The organism is Weissella diestrammenae (assembly GCF_014397255.1).
GTDB lineage: Bacteria > Bacillota > Bacilli > Lactobacillales > Lactobacillaceae > Weissella > Weissella diestrammenae.
On record NZ_CP060724.1, the window covers coordinates 1,419,902 to 1,438,885 of the forward strand.

Consider the following 18,984-nt stretch of genomic DNA (forward strand, 5'->3'; position numbering starts at 1 on the left):
AATGGTTAGCAATTTGTTAGAGGGTATGAATGCACGACAGACTGAAGCTGTCGAGACAACTGAAGGCCCACTCCTAATTATGGCAGGTGCTGGTTCTGGTAAAACACGTGTCTTGACTCATCGAGTAGCACATCTTGTGCGGGATTTACAAATTGCACCTTGGCGAATTTTAGCGATTACTTTCACGAATAAAGCAGCACGTGAAATGAAAGAACGAATTGCAACTTTGATTGGGTCAGTCGATGCTGATAAAGTTTGGATTTCTACTTTTCATGCGATGGCTGTGCGGATGCTACGGCGGGACATTGATAAGTTAGGCTATAAACGTGATTTCACAATTATTGACGCAGGTACACAAAGGACGCTGGTCAAGCGAATTTTGAAAGACCAAAACGTCGACATTGAAAAGTTTGATCCGCGGCAAGTACTTGGTGCGATTTCAAATGCGAAAAATGCCATGCAAACGCCTGTAATTTACGAACGACAAATGGCCAATGATGGTTTTTCTAAAATTGTGGCGCAAGCCTATTTTGAATATCAAAAACAATTAAGTAATGCTCAGAGTGTCGATTTTGATGATTTGATTATGTTAGCTATCCAGTTACTTGAGAAAAATGAAGAGGTCCTTCAATATTATCAAGAGAAATTTCAATATATACACGTGGATGAGTATCAAGATACAAATGATGCGCAATATCGATTGATTCAATTATTAGCCGATGGCTACAAAAATCTAGCCGTTGTCGGTGATTCTGATCAGAGTATTTATGGTTGGCGTGGCGCCAACATGCAAATTATTTTGAATTTTGAAAACGACTATCCAGGCGCGAAAAAAGTCATGTTAGAGCAAAATTATCGTTCTACTCAAATGATTTTGAATGCTGCAAATGCAGTAATCGCCAATAATGATGAACGTATCGCTAAAAATTTATGGACAGACAATGGTGCTGGTGAAAAGATTACTTATTATCGTGCATCAGGTGATCGAGAAGAAGCAGTTTATGTTATCAGTCAAATCACGCAGTTAATTCAAGAACAAAATAAGACCTATCGTGATTTTGCTATTTTGTACCGAACCAACGCACAATCACGTGGTATTGAAGAAGCATTAGTTAAGGCTAACATGCCGTATACGATGGTAGGCGGATCAAAGTTTTATGATCGAAAAGAGATTCGTGATATATTGGCTTATTTGTCATTAGTGACGAATCCTGCTGATAATGAAAGCTTTTTGAGAATTGTGAATGAACCAAAGCGTGGCATTGGTAATACGTCACTAGCTGCACTTAGAGCATTCGCTGCTGCTAATGATTGGTCATTACTAGAAGCAGCGGCGAATGCTAATTTAAGTAATGAACTGCAATCACGCGTAAAAAATAAATTGAGTGATTTTGCGACCATGATTCAGCAGTTCAGCGAACAAGAAAATTTTGATTTGTCGTTGACTGATCTGACACAATCAATCTATGACAAGACGGGTTATGTTAAGACACTAAAAGTAGCGCCGACGCCTGAAAATCAAAATCGAATAGAAAATTTGGATGAGTTTTTGACGGTTACAGAACAATTTGATAAGAATTATGAACCAACTGATGAAACAGTATCAAAATATGTTGATTTTATGAGTGAATTAGCATTAGTTTCTGATATTGATAATGTAGATGCAGATGATAACAATGTCACTTTAATGACTTTACATGCGGCCAAAGGGCTTGAATTTCCAGTTGTATTTCTTATCGGTATGGAGGAGTCGTTATTCCCATCATTCCGCTCAATTGTTGAACCAGGAAAATTAGAAGAAGAACGGCGTTTGGCATATGTTGGAATTACACGTGCTAAAGAAAAATTATATCTCACAAATGCGCAAAGTCGTATGCTATATGGTAAGACGACATCGAATATGCCATCTCGATTCATTGATGAAATTTCCTCAGAATACATCACAGTAGCGTATTCCGATCGGTTATCACAAACGCAAGCGCTCGATAAAAAACTACCGTTTGCACGACGGACACAAACAGCAACAGAGACGACATTTAATGGCCGGCAGCGAGAGCAAAAGTCAAAGATCGAACGTCCAGCACCATTTATGCAAGTCAATCGACCTGCAAATGACACTAGTAGTCAGGGAGCACTAAAAATTGGTGATCAAGTTCGTCATAAAAAGTGGGGCGTTGGTACAGTCGTTAAAGTCAATGGTGTTGGTGAAGATCAAGAATTAGATGTGGCGTTTGAGTCAATGGGTATTAAACGCTTATTAGCAGCATTTGCACCAATTACGAGGGTTTAGTAAAAAAAGGGGGTCAAAAATCATGGCTGATGAATTGACAAAATTTCAGGCTGAGGTCGCTGAATTACAAACGAAACTGAAGCGATGGGCGCAAGAATATTATGAAAATGATGCCCCATCGGTGGAAGACGCTGTCTATGATTTAGCATATAATCGCTTGGAAGCATTAGAGACACAATATCCAAGTCTAAAATTAGCTGATTCTATCACCCAACAAGTTGGGGCCAGAATTAAAAATGATCTACCTAAGGTGCCACATCCTGTGCCAATGTTGTCATTAGGAGATGTCTTTTCTGTTAATGAGTTGACTGAGTGGATGACCACTACTGCACATATTATTGGTGAACAGCTAGTGTATAATGCTGAGCTTAAAATCGATGGCCTTGCGATCAGTTTGCAATATGAAAATGGGCAACTCATTCAAGCATCCACTCGGGGTAATGGTAATACTGGCGAGGACGTTACAGCTAATGTTTTGCAGATTGAAAATATTCCGGTTCAGCTTAAAGAACCGGTAACCATTGAAGTCCGAGGCGAAATTTATATGCCCAAAGCGGCTTTTGCGCAATTAAATGGGCAACGTGAAAAAGATGGATTGGTAACCTTTGCAAATCCCAGAAATGCAGCGGCTGGTTCACTACGGCAATTAGATGCATCAATTACAAAGGCTCGGCAATTAGCCGGATTTATGTACCATGTAGTTGATGCTCAGGAAACATTGGGCGTGACACAACAAGCCATGTTGTTAACTCGATTAGCAGCCCTTGGCCTACCAGTGAATACATCAAATCAAGTGATTTCGGATATTGATGAATTAGAAGGATATATTGAAAAATATACCCAAAATCGTGATCAGTTGGCATACGGGATTGATGGGATTGTGTTGAAAGTCAATGAATTAGCATTAAGACAGACTTTAGGTTCGACTGTTAAAATTCCAAAGTGGGCCATTGCATATAAATTCCCTGCTGAAGAAAAATTGACGCTCGTTCAAGATATAATTTGGACGGTTGGACGAACAGGTGTCGTTACGCCAACAGCAATCATGGATCCGGTGCAACTTGCTGGCACCACGGTTAGTAAAGCGTCATTACACAATCCAGAATATTTATTGAATAAGGATATTCGTATTGGCGATACAGTGACGCTACACAAAGCAGGCGATATTATTCCAGAAGTTGGTCAGGTACAGCTAAATTCGCGGCCTAAAACAGCAGCAAAACCGTACCAGATTCCAACAAAATGTCCGGCTTGTGGTGAAACATTAGTTCATCTTGACGATGAGGTTGCCTTACGTTGTATTAATCCTTTTTGTCCGGCACAGATTCAAGAGAAACTGATTCATTTTGCCTCACGTCAAGCCATGAATATTGATGGCCTTGGGCCAAAAATTATTCAGCAATTATTAGATCAGCATTTGATTCATACGGTTGCTGATTTGTATAAACTAACGGCTGATGAGTTATTGACGCTTGAAAAATTTGGTGAAAAAGCGACGCAAAATCTTTTGACAGCGATTGAAGACTCTAAGCAAAATTCTTTAGAATTATTGCTGTTTGGATTAGGCATCCGAACTGTTGGTGCAAAAGCAGCTCAGCAAATTGCAGCGCATTTTGAGAACCTTGATCATATTATGCAAGCGACGCCACAAGACATCGCTGATATTCCTGGATTAGGGATGGTTATTGGTGATAATCTGACCCAATATTTCCAAGACAAGCATGTGGTGGCGCTGATTCAAGCATTAAAGCGATTGGGCGTTAACGATCAATATATCGCGCCAACGCGCGAGTTGAACGAAAATTTTGAAAATAAAAAAATTGTATTAACTGGTAAATTAACGATGTTTTCTCGAAATGAAGCTATGACATGGTTAGAACGACATGGTGCTAAAATTAGTAGTTCAGTTTCAAAGAACACAGACATATTAATTGCTGGTGAAGCAGCAGGCTCGAAGCTAGCTAAAGCTGAAGAATTGGGTGTTACAGTATGGTCTGAGACTGAATTTCGTGATACCATGAACGAAGAATAGAGATTAGGTAAACATGTCAGGGTTTAATGGTATTGGCCTAATCATTAGTATTAATGATCAGAAAATGAAGGAGTTATCATGCGCTATATTAAATGGATTGGTGCGCTTGTTGTTATTTTTATTTTGGGTAGTGCGCTTGTATTTTTTGGCAATTTTTATGCCAAAAACTCGTCTAATGTGACATCTACAAAATCAAATAAAACAACAGTCAGTAATAAAGTGACAACCAAAAAAGGCGTGACATTGACTGGTACAGCGTCAAGTGATCAATATAAGTCAGTTATCAAGGACGGTAATTATTTAGTTGGGAAAGCACGTGGTATCACGGCCAGTATGAATGATAATCAATTTAATACTGAGAGTTTTGAAAACGGCCTATTGACCATTTCAAAAGCCCATTTTTCACCTAAGTCATATGTCTTCCAAGAAGGCCAATTATTAACTGCCAGTACGGCCACAAAATGGTTAGCGCGACAGTCTAATACAAATACCGAAGGCCTCAATCCTGAAGATAATGGTAAGACAGATGATGGTCGTAATCCTATCTACTTACAAACGATTGAAGAACAAGATTTCATGACGCAAGATGGAGATAATCTCAAATTGAGTGGGATTGTCTTGGGAATTGCGATGAATACAGTTGACACCTATCAAAAAGAACAATATGGTGCCAATTTTACGCAAAAAATTGATGCAGCTACGCGAATTGCTAAGGGTAAAGAAATGGCTGCTGAAATTATCAAGCGCTATCGAAAGATGAGTGGCGTTTCAAAAGACACACCAATCGTGATTGCTGCCTACGCACAGTCACCTGATGATAGCTTAACTGGTGGTAGTTTCTATAGTTGGGCGGAATCAAAATCAGGTGAAACATTGAGTGGTTGGACCGATTTAAAATATGCCAATATTGTTTTACCAATGCAAGATAATACAACAGATGTCAAAAGTGTGGCTACGAATCTCAACAAGGATTTTGTTAATTTTCAAAATACGATTCAAGGCTTTTTCCCAAATTTATCATATGTGACGGCGCAAGCGCAATATGATGGTCAAAATTTAATGGGGTTGCATGTTGATATTACAACACAATTTTATTCACAAACAGAAATCAATAGTTTCGCCAATTATTTGGCACAAACAGCACCAAACTTTTTACCAACCAACGTACCAGTTCAAATTAGAATCAGTACTGTCAGTGGCATTCAAGCATTATTAGTTCAAAAAGCGAATAGTAAAACGTATGAAGTGATTAATTTAAGCTCGTATTAATTTATGCAATCAAAAGTAGAAGTGATTCTATTTTTGATTGTTTTTTTCTTGCAATTCTATATCGAGGTGTGTAAAGTATATAAAAATACCTAAAAGTAGGGGGAGAAAAAACAATGGGATTTCATCAGTATTTATCAGGCCTTAGCGAATTAGAAATGATTAATCGTGCGCCAGGTTATTTTAAGTATTTTCCACATTCTGTGGCAGCACATTCTTGGAAAGTCACACAAGTCGCACAATTTTTGGGTGATGTTGAAGAACAACATGGGCATGCAGTTGATTGGCGTTTGTTGTATGAAAAGGCATTAAATCACGATATTAGCGAACGTTTTATTGGCGATATTCGGACGCCAGTTAAATATGCATCTTCTGAATTACGGCATATGTTAGCTGACGTTGAAGAGTCATTAGCCGATAATTTCATTCGCATGGAAGTTCCAGTCGAGTATCGAGAAGCATATCATCGACGATTAACTGAAGGCAAAGATGATAGTTTAGAAGGCCGAATTCTTTCCGTTGCAGATAAGGTTGACTTACTTTATGAAGCTTTTGGTGAATTACAAAAGGGCAATCCTGAGCCAGTATTTATGGAAATATATAAGGAAAGTCTGGAAACAATTTACGCCTTTCGTGATATGCCGAGCTCGGCATATTTTATCCGTCAGGTGCTACCAGAAATGTTAGCAGAGGAATTTCCGGGATCAGAACGGTTGCAACGCATTTATATTGCCATTTTTAATGCTGAATAGCAAAAGGAGCTAGCGATAGCTCTTTTTTAATAAATATTTACTTTGTTTTATGTTGACAAAACTAACTAAACGTTTTAATATTTATTTTGTTTGAAAGTTATAAAACAAAATAAAAAGGGTGGTTTATTATGGAAAATCAAGAATTATTTGATCAAATTTTGCGATTAACCCGTCAACCTAGCATTTGGTTTACCGCCATGATTAATAATCTGGGGCGAGATGAGTTTAGTCGGCCTGACAATAGTCGGCGTCTATTGCGGATATTGAGTACGTCAGCGCAACCCATCAGTGCCGGTACCATCGCTGACATTTTAGCTATTCGGCCAGCGTCGGTGACGCAATTGATTAAAAAATTAGTGACTGATGAGTATGTTGAACGCATAAAGGATGCGCATGATGCCAGAATTGTACTAGTACAAATTACTGATCTTGGTCGGCAATATTTAGAAGAACGAGATGCAGAGCGTGAAGATTTTGAACGTGACTTATTCAGCGTTTTTGATGCAAAAGAACGGGAGCAATTCACTAAAAGTTTGGTCAAACTGAATGAACATGTAGGTTCTGAAAGTTTTATCAAAGCGATGACTCAGCATATGGATCCGAGGCAACGGCAATTATTTGCACATTTGCAAAAGAATAATCGGCGGATGAATGTGCATATGGCTCGAGGTATGCAACATGCAAGGCGACACATGGGACACGATGAACCATGGCATGATTTTTTTAATGATAATTTAAAATAGGTGAGGTAATCAAGTATGGCAAGACAACATGGCGTTAGCCGAACAGATCGAAATGAACCGAAGGCCAGTGCGGCTGGTTTGTGGCATATCATTAAATTAGCGCACCCTAAATTTAGTTTAATGATTCCGGGTTTTTTACTGGCCATTAGTGGTGTGATTTTAAATTTATTTGCGCCTAAGTTTTCAGGTCAATTAATTAATTCTTTCTCCAGCGGACATCAACTCAATCAACGATTAATTGTGATTGTTTTAATGCTATTTGTCGGTGGGGCAATTGTATCAGCAATTGGAAGTTTTTTAACAGGTGTTGCGGGTGAACAGCTCGTTCGGAATTTACGACGCATCGTATGGGATAAGTTAGTTGTTTTTAAGGTGAGTTATTTTGACCAAGTTAAATCTGGTGAAACCACCTCGCGTTTGACAAATGATACAAATCAGGTCAAGACATTAGTCGCCAATGCTTTACCTGGTTTCTTGACAAGCTCAATTCAAATGGTGGGTGCAGTTGTTCTGATGTTTGCAACTGATTGGCATCTCGCTCTTTGGATTGTGATTGCAGTTCCGATTACGGCCGCATTGGTGACACCAGTCATGATTTTTGCTGCAAAGGTGGGGCATGGTACCCAAGATGCCATGGCCGAATTCACTGGTTCTTCTCAAGAAACGCTTTCTGAAATGCGCTTAGTAAAATCATCAGGTGCTGAAAGTTATGTCCTTAAACATGGTCAGAGCTTAATTGATAATTTATTTAAATTTGGTAAGCGTGAGGCGATTGTTGATGGTGTCATTGGCCCAATTATGACGCTTGTGATGATGAGTTTATTTGTCCTGATTTTGGTTGTTGGTGCCTTGCGCGTATCACGTGGCGAATCAAGCATGGGAACGTTATTTAGTTTTATTATGTATCTCTTTCAGATTATGCCGGCGTTAGCTACAGTTGGTACATTTGCAACAACTTTCTCAAAGACTCAAGGGGCAACGCAACGTTTAATTACCTTGTTAGACGAACCAGTGGAAGATTTGGCAGCTGGAGAGGACATTAATATTGAAGGTCAAACATTAGTCGCAAATCAGATTGACTTTAAATATCAAGATGATCAATCGATATTATCGCAAGTTTCATTTGAGGCAAAGCCTAATACAGTGGTTGCATTCGTTGGTCCTTCTGGCGGTGGAAAATCGACCATTTTTCAATTATTAGAACGTTTTTATCACCCCACAAATGGAGAGATATTATTGGGTGAAAAATCAATTGATACAATTTCACTCAAAGCTTGGCGGCGCCAAATTGGTTTTGTTTCACAAGATTCTGCGATTATGGCAGGCACCATTCGTGATAACCTCACTTATGGTCTAACTGGTCACTATTCAGATCAGCAACTGTGGGATGTCTTAGAAATGGCCTATGCGGATGAATTCGTGCAGGCGATGAGCGACGGACTGGACACGCAAGTCGGTGAACGTGGGGTCAAAGTTTCAGGCGGTCAACGGCAACGTTTAGCTATCGCACGGGCATTCCTTCGTGATCCTAAGTTATTGATGTTAGATGAAGCTACGGCATCTTTGGATTCAGAATCTGAAGCCATGGTTCAAAAAGCATTAGAAAAACTCATGAAAAACCGGACGACTTTGGTAATTGCACACCGTTTGTCAACTATTGTTGATGCAGATCAAATTTATTTTGTGGCACATGGTCAAATTACTGGTCAAGGCACACATCAAGAATTGTTAGCAACGCATGAATTATATGCTGAATATGTCAATGAACAAATCGTGACACAATAGTGCGTTTTGTTAGTTTAAACTTAATGTAATGTAGCGTATAATGGACGATAGTCAATATCGTCCATTTTTATATTTCGAGGAAAAGGCAATGATAACAAAAAAAGAAGACCGGTCATTTGAAATTGTTTCAAAATATCAACCAACCGGCGATCAACCTAAAGCAATTGAAAAATTAGTCACAGGGTTGAAAAATGGTATCAAAGAACAAGTTTTGCTTGGAGCAACTGGTACGGGTAAAACATTTACAATTTCAGAAGTCATTGCAAAAGCCAATAAACCGGTTTTAGTGTTGTCACATAATAAGACGCTAGCTGGTCAACTTTATGGTGAGTTTAAAGAGTTTTTTCCAAATAATGCGGTAGAGTACTTTGTCTCGTATTATGATTACTATCAGCCAGAGGCTTATGTGCCTTCATCCGATACTTATATTGAAAAAGATTCATCCATTAATGACGAAATCGATAAATTACGAAATTCGGCTACTTCTTCTTTGCTATCACGCAATGACACAATTGTTGTGGCATCAGTGTCATCGATTTTTGGATTAGGAGATCCACATCAATATCGGGATCATGTCATTAATATTCGAGTCGGTGATGAATTAGAGCGAAATCATTTGATGCGTGATTTAATCGATATTCAATTCCAGAGAAATGATATTGATTTTCAACGTGGGCGTTTTAGGGTTCGAGGCGATGTTGTTGAAATCTTCCCAGCTTCATCTGATGCAAAGGCGCTTCGAATTGAATTCTTTGGAGATGAAGTAGACCGCATTCGTGAAATTGATAGTCTGACTGGTGAAATCGTTTCAGATCTTGATACAATTACTATTTTCCCAGCGACACATTTTATGACGAATGAAATAATTCGGGAACGGGCCTTGGTGACCATTCAAGCTGAGTTGGATGAACAGCTGAAGCAGTTAGAGGAAAGTGGTAAGCTTCTTGAAGCCCAACGACTTAAACAACGTACTGAATATGACATCGAAATGATTCGAGAAATGGGCTTTACAAGTGGCATTGAGAATTATTCCCGCCATATGGATGGGCGGAAGCCAGGGGAACCACCATTCACGCTGTTAGACTTTTTCCCAGATGATTTTTTAATCATTGTTGATGAATCGCATGTGACTATGCCACAAGTACGTGGTATGTATAATGGTGATCGGGCGCGGAAACAAACGTTGATTGATTTTGGTTTTAGACTGCCATCGGCGTTAGATAATCGACCATTGCGTCTCGAAGAATTTGAAAAGCATGTTCATCAAATTATTTATATGTCGGCAACCCCAGGTGATTATGAAACGGACCGGGTGCCTGAATCTGCAGTAGCGCAGCAAATCATTCGACCAACTGGCTTACTGGATCCAGAAGTAGAGGTTAGACCAGTTAATGGTCAGATTGATGATTTATTGAATGAAATTAATAAACGCGCCGCTCGGGATGAACGTGTATTCGTAACGACTTTAACTAAGAAAATGTCGGAAGATTTAACTGATTACTTAGAGGATGTTGGCGTCAAGGTCAAGTATTTACATTCAGATATTAAAACCTTGGAACGAACAGAAATCATTCGTGACTTACGTTTGGGTAAATTTGATGTGCTCGTTGGAATTAACCTTTTGCGAGAGGGAATCGATGTGCCAGAGGTATCATTGGTCGCTATTTTAGATGCCGACAAGGAAGGGTTCCTCAGAAATACGCGGTCATTGATTCAGACCATTGGACGTGCGGCACGAAATGAGAATGGGCATGTGATATTGTATGCAGACCATGTCACTGCTTCAATGCAAGCCGCAATGGACGAAACAGCGCGTCGACGAGCAACGCAAATTGCATATAACCGAGCACATGATATTACGCCACATACGATTAAGAAAGAAATTCGTGACTTGATTGCTGTGACACATGAAGTGAGTGATAAAGACAGTCAGACTTCATTTACGGAAGTAGCATTTAAAGATATGGCACGTGCTGATCAAGATGCCATGTTAGCTAATCTAGAAGAACAAATGCGCGCAGCTGCAAAACGACTTGATTTTGAAGACGCTGCTAATTTACGAGATGCTGTGATGGAACTCAAGTTACAAATCGGCAAGTAATTATCTGATGTAAACATTTATGGCACAAAAAAAGCTAGTCCAACGGGCGTTTGACCGTTGGATTAGCTTTTTATATTTAAATACAATAGACCATTAAATGTACAATTGATGTTGCATTTAGAATGAGTATGTAGCCATCACATTGGCATTATTTTTTGTGCAACGTTTGTTGTAAATGCGTCATGGTTTCAGTCATTCGTTGCAAATGTGGTTGATTTTTAGTTTGCATGATTTTTAAATTGACTGTCAAATCTTGCATTGCATTCTGTGCATCAATAGTAGTTTGTTCTAGCCGATTTTTAGCATGTCCCAAATTGTGCAATGTGTTTTTCAGATTAATCAGTGATGTTTTAAAGGTTGTGAATTGCGTTTGCTTTTGTTGGAAGTAGTTATCATTCATTTGTATTTGCCTCCAGGTGCTGTCTAATTTTTTGAGCGAGTGCCTCATATTGTTCAGTTGAATATTGATCGGCATGATTAAATTCAGTAATTTTGAAGCCGTCATTTCGATAACGTGGAATCAAGTGAAAATGAGAATGCATTACAATTTGACCAGCGCCAGAGCCATTATTAGAGACGATGTTCAACCCAACGATTTCAGGATTGCTGGCTTTAATCGCACGGGCAACACGTGGCAATTTTGACAGCACTTTTGCGGCATCTGCTTCGTTGTAATCAAAAATGTCGGTGAGGTCTGCCTTAGGGATAACTAAAGTGTGTCCGGGCGTGATTTGTGATATATCTAAGAATGCAAGTACGTCTTGATCTTCATAAATTTTAAAAGCAGGGATGTCACCGATTAAAATTTTGTCAAATATGTCTGCCATGTGTATTTCTCCTAGATTTTTAATTAACTCTAATTATAACGCAAATTTTTGGCGACTATTGTAAAATCTGAAATTGTAGTTGAAATAGTGTAAAATTGAAAGATAAACTGTATTCAGAAAGGTCGTACAAGAGATGACATTACAAGTTGAACACGTATCAGGTGGGTATGGTCAATTGAACGTTTTAAAAGACGTTACATTTTCTGTCGCAGCTGGCCAACTAACGGCACTCGTTGGGCTGAATGGCTCTGGTAAATCAACAACGATCAATCATATTATTGGGTTACTTGCACCGAAATCAGGTAACATTACCTTAAATAATTATCAATTGAAAAAAGACCCAGTTGCTTATAAGGCACAAATTGCATACATTCCTGAACAACCAGTTTTATATCCTGAATTAACATTGAGAGAGCATCTTGATGTGACGATTAATAGTTATCGGCTAAATCAACAAAGCGCCTGGGAAAATGCCCAAAAACTGTTAAAAATATTTCGACTAGATAATAAATTAGATTGGTTTCCAGTTCATTTTTCAAAAGGCATGCGACAAAAAGTCATGATTATTATGGCTTTCATTACTGATGCTAAACTTTTTATTATTGATGAGCCTTTTCTAGGATTAGATGTGGTTGCGGTTAAGGACTTATTACAATTGATTGATGAACGCAAAAATAATGGGACGGCCTTTTTGATAACGACCCATGTTATTGCAACTTTAGCTGATCATGCTGATCAATTTGTTTATTTAAAAGATGGACAGGTGGCTGCACAAGGCCCAATGAATCAATTTCAACAATCAGTGCCAGAATTAGTGAGTGAGGGCTAACAATGAATTCTTTTTTCAGAAGCCGACTTTCAAAACAGTGGCAACGATATTTCATGTTAGGTCGATATGTGTTTAATGACCATGCAATTTTAGCCATGTTAATTGCATTAGGTGGTGCGGCAATGGCGTACCAACGGCTATTAACAACGTTAGCAGTCAATGGCTGGACACAAAGCCTGTTCGCAGTTGTATTGGGATTGACACTATTAGTTAACCGTCAACCGGCTAATTTTTTGTTACCAGCTGACCCAATTTATTTACTCGCTGATGAACAAAAAATTCGCGATTTAGTTCGACAGGGCACACGCTACTCGTTGTTTATTGCAGGTATTGTTGAATTCTTTTTACTCCTGTTACTATGGCCGATGATGATGCATCTCTATGCTTTTTCTACTCTGGTTTGCCTTGCTTTTTCAGGCGGAATAGTGCTGATAAAAGTTTATTTAATGTGGCAACGTGCCGTCCATCTGATGCAATTTGGTCAAGGTCGAGATGGGGCGGAAAATTTAGTCAATTGGTCAAGTCTAGTTGAATCTGAAAATAATCGTCGAGCGACAGTTGACTCATTTTTTAACGCCTTCATTGATTTACATGGTGCGGGTAATCAAATTAAACAACGGCAATGGTTAGAAAAAATAATTCGGCCTCAACGAGGAAATCTGTTACAATTAACCTTTCTAAGACATGTCGTCTTTTTGAATGTTTGGGCGACAATCTCAAGTGTAAGTTTGCTATTAGCAATTCTGACGCAACATTGGGTTCGTTTTGGACTCTTGACGGTTTTTATTTATTTGTTGGCCATTCAATTGATTCCAATAGCCCGGCAGCATGATCAGATTGTCTTTCAAAGATTGTATCCGACGACGTCAAAAGAACGAGAACGACAATATATTCGGACAACAGCACCGTGGTTGTGGGCAATTGCCTTGCTAGACATCATTGTGATGATTTTTACTCATGGGGCGTTGTTAGAATTGATCGCGTTAGTAGTTGTGACTATCGTATTAAGTCTGCTATATCCAAAATATCAGTTAAACAGAAGGAGAAATATAAATGCGCTTAAGAAATAAAAAATGGGCGAGTAGTTGGTTAGATGAGCATGATGAATTAGTCATTACTCAAGATCGAGCAACTGGCTTACAGGGAAATTGGCAGTCCATCTTTTCTAATGAAGCACCGATTCAAGTAGAAATTGGGACTGGTAAGGGTCAATTTATTATTGGCATGGCTAAAAAATATCCCGAAATTAATTTTATTGGGATGGAAATTCAAGAATCAGCTGTGGCAGTTGCTGCGCGTAAAGCATTCGAGGATGAGCATGAACTACCTAATTTAAAATTTATTTTTGGCGATGGTGCAGGCGTAGAGACGTACTTTAGTAATGGTGAAATCAGCAAGATTTACCTTAATTTTTCTGATCCGTGGCCCAAAACACGGCATGAAACGCGTCGTTTAACATATCGGTCATTTCTATCGGGCTATCAGACGGTATTACCAAGCGGTGGTGAGTTGGCATTTAAAACCGACAATCGTGGTTTATTTGAATATTCATTGTATAGTTTTGCTAATTTCGGTGTTAAATTTGTTGCTCAAGGAATTTCACTTGATTTACATGCAGATGAAGAAAAAATGCAAGATAATGTGGCAACTGAATATGAAGAAAAATTCTCAACGGCCGGCTTCCCTATCTATCAATTTATTGGTCAATTTGAATAAAATAATAAGTTGATGTTTGCCTAATTTTTTACTATTTTTATGATAAAACTTAATTCTGGGTGCTGGCAATCATCCTTGAAATTTGAAAATAAAAGATTGAATAACTTGGACAGAATAACAACAGACTTGGTGTAATCCTTAGTCTGTTTTTTATTACTTTGTGCTGTTAAATGGCAATTAATGGTATTTTAATTGCAACATCAAGCATAATTTACTAACAAGTTGAAAAATTATGGCTTGGTGTGGTTTGATTTAATCAATTAACTTGTGAGTTGCGAAAAAGTTGTTAAAAAGTTATAGTAAATTTTAGATTCACATTATATAGTAGGAAAATACAAAATTATGAAATGAGGTTGAGTGCGTGGTGACAGAAAAAGTAAAAAAAACGCCAACCAAAAAGCGGTCGGCAACAAAGAAACAAAAAAATTTAGTCATTGTTGAATCGCCTTCAAAAGCAAAAACGATTGAAAAGTATTTAGGAACAAATTACAAGGTTGTTGCTAGTATTGGTCATATTCGAGATTTACCAAAGTCACAAATGGGTGTTGACACTGAGCATGATTACGATCCGAAATACATTAATATTCGGGGTAAAGGTGATATCATCAAAGGCTTAAAGAAAGAAGCCAAGGCAGCAAAACATGTTTATTTAGCTTCCGACCCGGATCGAGAAGGAGAGTCAATCGCTTGGCATCTGGCACATATTCTTGACCTTGATATTTCATCTGATGAAAATCGAGTTGTATTCAACGAGATTACAAAAGACAAGGTTAAGGATGCCTTTACACGGCCACGGAAAATCAATATGGATTTGGTGGATGCACAGCAAGCACGCCGTATTTTGGATCGATTGGTCGGTTATTCTATTTCGCCATTACTATGGAAGAAAATCAAAAAAGGCTTGAGTGCAGGGCGTGTTCAGTCAGTGGCATTGGGATTAATTATCGATCGTGAAAATGAAATCCAAGCATTTCAACCAGAAGAATATTGGGAAATACCAACGGAATTTAAAAAAGCGCGTAAGAAATTCAAGGCTGGTTTCTTTGGCCTAAATGGTAAAAAGGTTGCAAAAATTCCAGATAATGCCACCGTTCAGCAGATTATGCGACGGATTGATCAAAACGCCGATTTCAATGTTGATGATGTTGTAAAAAGTGAAGGGAAGAACAATCCAAGCCCCGCCTTTACGACGTCAACATTACAACAAGCGGCGAATACGCAATTAAACTTTCAAACCCGGCGAACAATGTCGACTGCCCAGCAATTGTATGAAGGAATTAATTTAGGTGGTAAAGAAGGCACCGTCGGCTTGATTACGTATATGCGAACGGATTCAACTCGAATTTCATCAATTGCCAAGAATGATGCCGCTCATTTTATTCACACTGAATATGGGAGTGAGTATGCAGCTACGAAACCAGTCCAAGGTAAATTACCTGAAGGTGCACAAGATGCCCATGAAGCGGTAAGACCAACATCTGTCTTTCGAACGCCGGCGTCAATTAAAGACAAGTTAACAAATGATCAATTTAAGTTGTATCAATTAATTTGGTCACGTTTTGTTGCATCGCAAATGACGCCAGAAATTATTGACCGTGTTCGAGTCACAATCTCTCAAAATGGGGTTATGTTCAGAGCCAATGGTGCAACGACCAAGTTTGCTGGGTATACAAAAGCTTATCCGGCAGCCAAGGCTAAAGATAATGTTTTACCAGAAATGGCAGTTGGTGATACAGTGACTTTGGCGACTATTAATCCAGAACAAAAATTTACGCAACCAAAACCTCGTTACACAGAAGCGGCTTTAGTTAAGGCTTTAGAGGAAGCTGGAGTTGGTCGGCCATCAACATATGCTGCAACAATTGAAACGATTAAAGCTCGGGGATATGTGCGTCTGGATGCAAAAAAGTTTATTCCAACAGAGATTGGGAAAATGGTTCAAGACGCGGTACGGGCTTATTTTCCAGATGTTGCCGATTTGAAATTCACTGCTAAAATTGAAGGTGAACTAGACAATGTTGAAACTGGTACAGAAAATTGGGTGAAGGTCGTTGATGAATTTTATCAACCATTCCAAGTAGAACTCGGCAAAGCCGAAATTGAAATGGAGAAAATGGTTGTAAAGGATAAATTAGCCGGAGAAAATTGTGAGATTTGTGGCGCACCAATGTTAGAGCGGTTAGGACGTTACGGTAAATTCTTTGCTTGCTCACGTTTCCCAGACTGTCGGAATACGAAAACAATTGTTAAAGAAATCGGGTTACTTTGCCCTAAATGTCATCAAGGACAAATTATTGAGCGAAAAACTAAGCGTGGTCGAACTTTCTATGGGTGCTCACGTTATCCAGATTGTGATTTCACGTCTTGGGATAAGCCAAACGAGAATACATTAGCAGACGGTACAACACCAAAGGCAGGAAATGCGGATCAAACTGCAAAGAAAACAGCCGTAGCAAAAAAAAGCACCTCTCGTAAGCGTTCGACCAAGAAAGCTGTTGCTAAGAAATGATTCAAGATAGTCTAACGTTATATTTACAATATCTAAAAGCAGAACGTCAGTATTCAGCTGACACAATCCGTGCTTATCGGTCAGATATTCAAGAATTGCACCATTTTTTGCAAACAACACGGCAAGAAAAGCAGCTTGAAGCTGTAACCGAATTAGATATCCGTATATTTTTAACGTATTTGTATGATCGTGGCGATGAAGACAGAACTATTGCACGTAAAGTGAGTGCGTTGCGCAGTTTTTATGAGTTTTTAGTTTCAAATCAAATTGTAAAAGAAAATCCATTACAAAGCGTCCAATTGCATAAAACGGGGAAGCATCTCCCACGCTATTTTTATGAACAAGAATTGAAACAGCTATTTGAAACAGCACAATCTGATCAGACGGCATTAGGCGTTCGTAATCAGTTGTTGTTAGAAATTTTATACGGTACGGGTGCGCGTGTATCGGAAACAGCTCACTTGCAGCTATCAGATATCGATACAGGGCCACGAGTCGTGCATATTACTGGTAAAGGTAATAAAATGCGCATTGTGCCGTACGGTAAATACATGGCGCAAGCACTGACAAAATATTTAGACTCCGTACGACCAATGTTTTTAACAAAGGCATCCACACCACATATTGTTTTACTGGTCAATCAAAAGGGTAATCCATTATCAGTTAGCGGTATTGAATATATCTTGAAGCAATTAGGAAAAAAAGCAGGAGTGACGCAAAATGTCACTGCACATATGTTTCGGCATACATTTGCAACTGATTTACTTAATAATGGGGCGGATTTACGTCATGTACAAGCCTTATTGGGACATAGTAGTCTTAGTACAACCCAAATTTATACGCACGTTAGTCGCGAACGGCTACAAGAAAGTTATCGGCATTATTTTCCGCGCGCTTAACATTTGTATGATGGATTTTGGCATGGCAAATTGGAAAGAAATAACGTTTGTCGAGGTATCCTGAACCTCAAAAATTGAAATTGAATTTAAGAGTTAAACTGGTTGGAAAGATTTCGGTATTGTATCGGAGTTTTCCGGCCAGTTTTGTTTAATGCGCTTATTATGGAAAAAATGGAGTTAATGTATACCAAACTGAGCAGGTTAGATATGTCATTTGGTTCATTTTTTGGTACACTATAACTATATCTGAAAGCGATTTCACGGAGGCGAGAATTGTGACAATAAGTATTGAAAATGGACACTTAAAAGCAACAATTAATGAGCATGGTGCTGAATTAATTAGCGTTATTAATCAACAAACTAAAATTGAATATATGTGGCAGGCGGATGCCAAAATTTGGGGTCGCCATGCACCTAATCTGTTTCCAATTGTTGGTCGGTTAAAAGATAACCAGTATGAATACAAGCAGCGGACGTATCATTTGAATCAACATGGTTTTGCACGTGATTCTGAATTTACCGTAGTTAATAGAACACCTAGTCAAGTGCGATTACGGTTGCAGGCTTCAGAAGCTTCATTGGCTGTTTACCCATTTGAGTTTCAGTTCGATGTGATTTTTGAGCTACTGGCAACGGATATTATCAATATTCAGTATCTAGTGACTAACACCGATGTCAAAATTTTGCCATTTTCTTTTGGTGGACATCCTGGATTCAATGTACCATTGCAATCTGGTGAGACATTTGAAGACTATCAAATAACTATCAAGCCTAATAAAATATACGAACGACAGGTGCTAAATGGGCCATTTGTTGATCCAAAACGTTTGACTTCTTTGGACACACATCAGTCACTTCCTGTTAAACGCTCGGATTATTTAAATGACGCAATTATTATCACTTTGAATGAGCAGCCAGTTCAAATTGAAATCATGCATCCAACGCACCATCACGGTATTTCTATGAACATTGATAATGCAAAATATGCTGGTATTTGGACGAAGGCTGATGTGTCGGCGCCATTTCTATGCTTGGAACCATGGTGGGGAATAGCAGACACAATTGATGCGACAGGCAATATTGAAAATAAGATGGCAATTAATAAAATTAATCCGGGCGAGACACAACGAGGTTCGTATTCAATTCGCTTCTTCTAGATTTACTGATACGGGTAGTTGATCATATTGACTGCCTTTTTATTTTGCTGTAACTCGTGACGTTGATATTGATTAGGT

At 38.7% G+C, this 18,984-nt stretch carries 15 protein-coding genes; 13 read left to right on the plus strand and 2 right to left on the minus strand.

The window, feature by feature from the left end; genetic code table 11:
* Position 1: 1 nt before the first annotated feature.
* The 7 genes from pcrA to uvrB all read left to right on the plus strand — a co-directional run bounded on the left by pcrA (position 2) and on the right by uvrB (position 10,969).
* Positions 2 to 2,290 (plus strand): DNA helicase PcrA, encoded by a 2,289-nt coding sequence (pcrA, locus tag H9L19_RS07065; protein ID WP_187528958.1) that lies wholly within the window; start codon positions 2 to 4, stop codon positions 2,288 to 2,290.
* Between the two features lie 22 nt (positions 2,291 to 2,312).
* On the plus strand, positions 2,313 to 4,322 hold the full coding sequence (gene ligA, locus H9L19_RS07070; protein ID WP_187528959.1) for an NAD-dependent DNA ligase LigA: 2,010 nt from the start codon (positions 2,313 to 2,315) through the stop codon (positions 4,320 to 4,322).
* 78 nt (positions 4,323 to 4,400) lie between these two features.
* Positions 4,401 to 5,591: a CamS family sex pheromone protein gene (locus tag H9L19_RS07075; RefSeq protein ID WP_187528960.1), complete on the plus strand. Its 1,191-nt coding sequence runs from the start codon at positions 4,401 to 4,403 to the stop codon at positions 5,589 to 5,591.
* Positions 5,592 to 5,704: 113 nt separating this feature from the next.
* Complete coding sequence (locus H9L19_RS07080; RefSeq protein ID WP_187528961.1) at positions 5,705 to 6,340, plus strand: YfbR-like 5'-deoxynucleotidase; 636 nt, start codon at positions 5,705 to 5,707, stop codon at positions 6,338 to 6,340.
* 128 nt (positions 6,341 to 6,468) lie between these two features.
* A complete protein-coding gene (locus H9L19_RS07085; protein ID WP_187528962.1) occupies positions 6,469 to 7,083 on the plus strand; it encodes a MarR family winged helix-turn-helix transcriptional regulator in 615 nt (204 codons plus the stop codon).
* Between the two features lie 15 nt (positions 7,084 to 7,098).
* Entirely contained in the window at positions 7,099 to 8,868 is a 1,770-nt protein-coding gene (locus tag H9L19_RS07090) for an ABC transporter ATP-binding protein (RefSeq protein WP_187528963.1), read from the plus strand.
* A gap of 88 nt (positions 8,869 to 8,956) precedes the next feature.
* On the plus strand, positions 8,957 to 10,969 hold the full coding sequence (gene uvrB / locus H9L19_RS07095) for an excinuclease ABC subunit UvrB (protein ID WP_187528964.1): 2,013 nt from the start codon (positions 8,957 to 8,959) through the stop codon (positions 10,967 to 10,969).
* Positions 10,970 to 11,117: 148 nt separating this feature from the next.
* On the opposite strand, the gene H9L19_RS07100 is transcribed toward uvrB, so the two are convergent.
* Positions 11,118 to 11,369, minus strand: coding sequence for a hypothetical protein (locus H9L19_RS07100; RefSeq protein ID WP_187528965.1), 252 nt, complete (start codon positions 11,367 to 11,369; stop codon positions 11,118 to 11,120).
* On the minus strand, positions 11,362 to 11,796 hold the full coding sequence (locus H9L19_RS07105) for an HIT family protein (RefSeq protein ID WP_187528966.1): 435 nt from the start codon (positions 11,794 to 11,796) through the stop codon (positions 11,362 to 11,364). The genes H9L19_RS07100 and H9L19_RS07105 overlap by 8 nt, the downstream gene beginning before the upstream one ends.
* 133 nt (positions 11,797 to 11,929) lie before the next feature.
* Here H9L19_RS07105 and H9L19_RS07110 point away from each other — a divergent pair, with 133 nt between their 5' ends.
* The 6 genes from H9L19_RS07110 to H9L19_RS07135 all read left to right on the plus strand — a co-directional run bounded on the left by H9L19_RS07110 (position 11,930) and on the right by H9L19_RS07135 (position 18,906).
* The gene (locus H9L19_RS07110; RefSeq protein WP_187528967.1) at positions 11,930 to 12,625 is read left to right on the plus strand and encodes an ABC transporter ATP-binding protein; all 696 of its coding nucleotides are present in this window, start codon (positions 11,930 to 11,932) and stop codon (positions 12,623 to 12,625) included.
* Positions 12,626 to 12,627: 2 nt separating this feature from the next.
* Positions 12,628 to 13,695, plus strand: a complete 1,068-nt coding sequence (locus H9L19_RS07115) for an ABC transporter permease (RefSeq protein ID WP_187528968.1) — start codon at positions 12,628 to 12,630, stop codon at positions 13,693 to 13,695.
* On the plus strand, positions 13,679 to 14,341 hold the full coding sequence (gene trmB, locus H9L19_RS07120; RefSeq protein ID WP_187528969.1) for a tRNA (guanosine(46)-N7)-methyltransferase TrmB: 663 nt from the start codon (positions 13,679 to 13,681) through the stop codon (positions 14,339 to 14,341). Before H9L19_RS07115 ends, trmB begins: the two co-directional genes overlap by 17 nt.
* Before the next feature lie 361 nt (positions 14,342 to 14,702).
* Positions 14,703 to 16,850 (plus strand): type I DNA topoisomerase, encoded by a 2,148-nt coding sequence (topA, locus tag H9L19_RS07125; RefSeq protein WP_187528970.1) that lies wholly within the window; start codon positions 14,703 to 14,705, stop codon positions 16,848 to 16,850.
* Entirely contained in the window at positions 16,847 to 17,749 is a 903-nt protein-coding gene (gene xerC, locus H9L19_RS07130) for a tyrosine recombinase XerC (RefSeq protein ID WP_187528971.1), read from the plus strand. The genes topA and xerC overlap by 4 nt, the downstream gene beginning before the upstream one ends.
* 275 nt (positions 17,750 to 18,024) lie before the next feature.
* Positions 18,025 to 18,906, plus strand: a complete 882-nt coding sequence (locus H9L19_RS07135; RefSeq protein WP_243198161.1) for an aldose 1-epimerase family protein — start codon at positions 18,025 to 18,027, stop codon at positions 18,904 to 18,906.
* The last annotated feature ends 78 nt before the right edge of the window (positions 18,907 to 18,984 follow it).

Bases quoted from the DNA above. Each gene is read 5' to 3' on its own strand.
- pcrA (WP_187528958.1), top strand. From the start codon at position 2: ATGGTTAGCAATTTGTTAGAGGGTATGAATGCACGACAGACTGAAGCT.
- ligA (WP_187528959.1), top strand. From the start codon at position 2,313: ATGGCTGATGAATTGACAAAATTTCAGGCTGAGGTCGCTGAATTACAA.
- H9L19_RS07075 (WP_187528960.1), top strand. From the start codon at position 4,401: ATGCGCTATATTAAATGGATTGGTGCGCTTGTTGTTATTTTTATTTTG.
- H9L19_RS07080 (WP_187528961.1), top strand. From the start codon at position 5,705: ATGGGATTTCATCAGTATTTATCAGGCCTTAGCGAATTAGAAATGATT.
- H9L19_RS07085 (WP_187528962.1), top strand. From the start codon at position 6,469: ATGGAAAATCAAGAATTATTTGATCAAATTTTGCGATTAACCCGTCAA.
- H9L19_RS07090 (WP_187528963.1), top strand. From the start codon at position 7,099: ATGGCAAGACAACATGGCGTTAGCCGAACAGATCGAAATGAACCGAAG.
- uvrB (WP_187528964.1), top strand. From the start codon at position 8,957: ATGATAACAAAAAAAGAAGACCGGTCATTTGAAATTGTTTCAAAATAT.
- H9L19_RS07100 (WP_187528965.1), bottom strand. From the start codon at position 11,369: ATGAATGATAACTACTTCCAACAAAAGCAAACGCAATTCACAACCTTT.
- H9L19_RS07105 (WP_187528966.1), bottom strand. From the start codon at position 11,796: ATGGCAGACATATTTGACAAAATTTTAATCGGTGACATCCCTGCTTTT.
- H9L19_RS07110 (WP_187528967.1), top strand. From the start codon at position 11,930: ATGACATTACAAGTTGAACACGTATCAGGTGGGTATGGTCAATTGAAC.
- H9L19_RS07115 (WP_187528968.1), top strand. From the start codon at position 12,628: ATGAATTCTTTTTTCAGAAGCCGACTTTCAAAACAGTGGCAACGATAT.
- trmB (WP_187528969.1), top strand. From the start codon at position 13,679: ATGCGCTTAAGAAATAAAAAATGGGCGAGTAGTTGGTTAGATGAGCAT.
- xerC (WP_187528971.1), top strand. From the start codon at position 16,847: ATGATTCAAGATAGTCTAACGTTATATTTACAATATCTAAAAGCAGAA.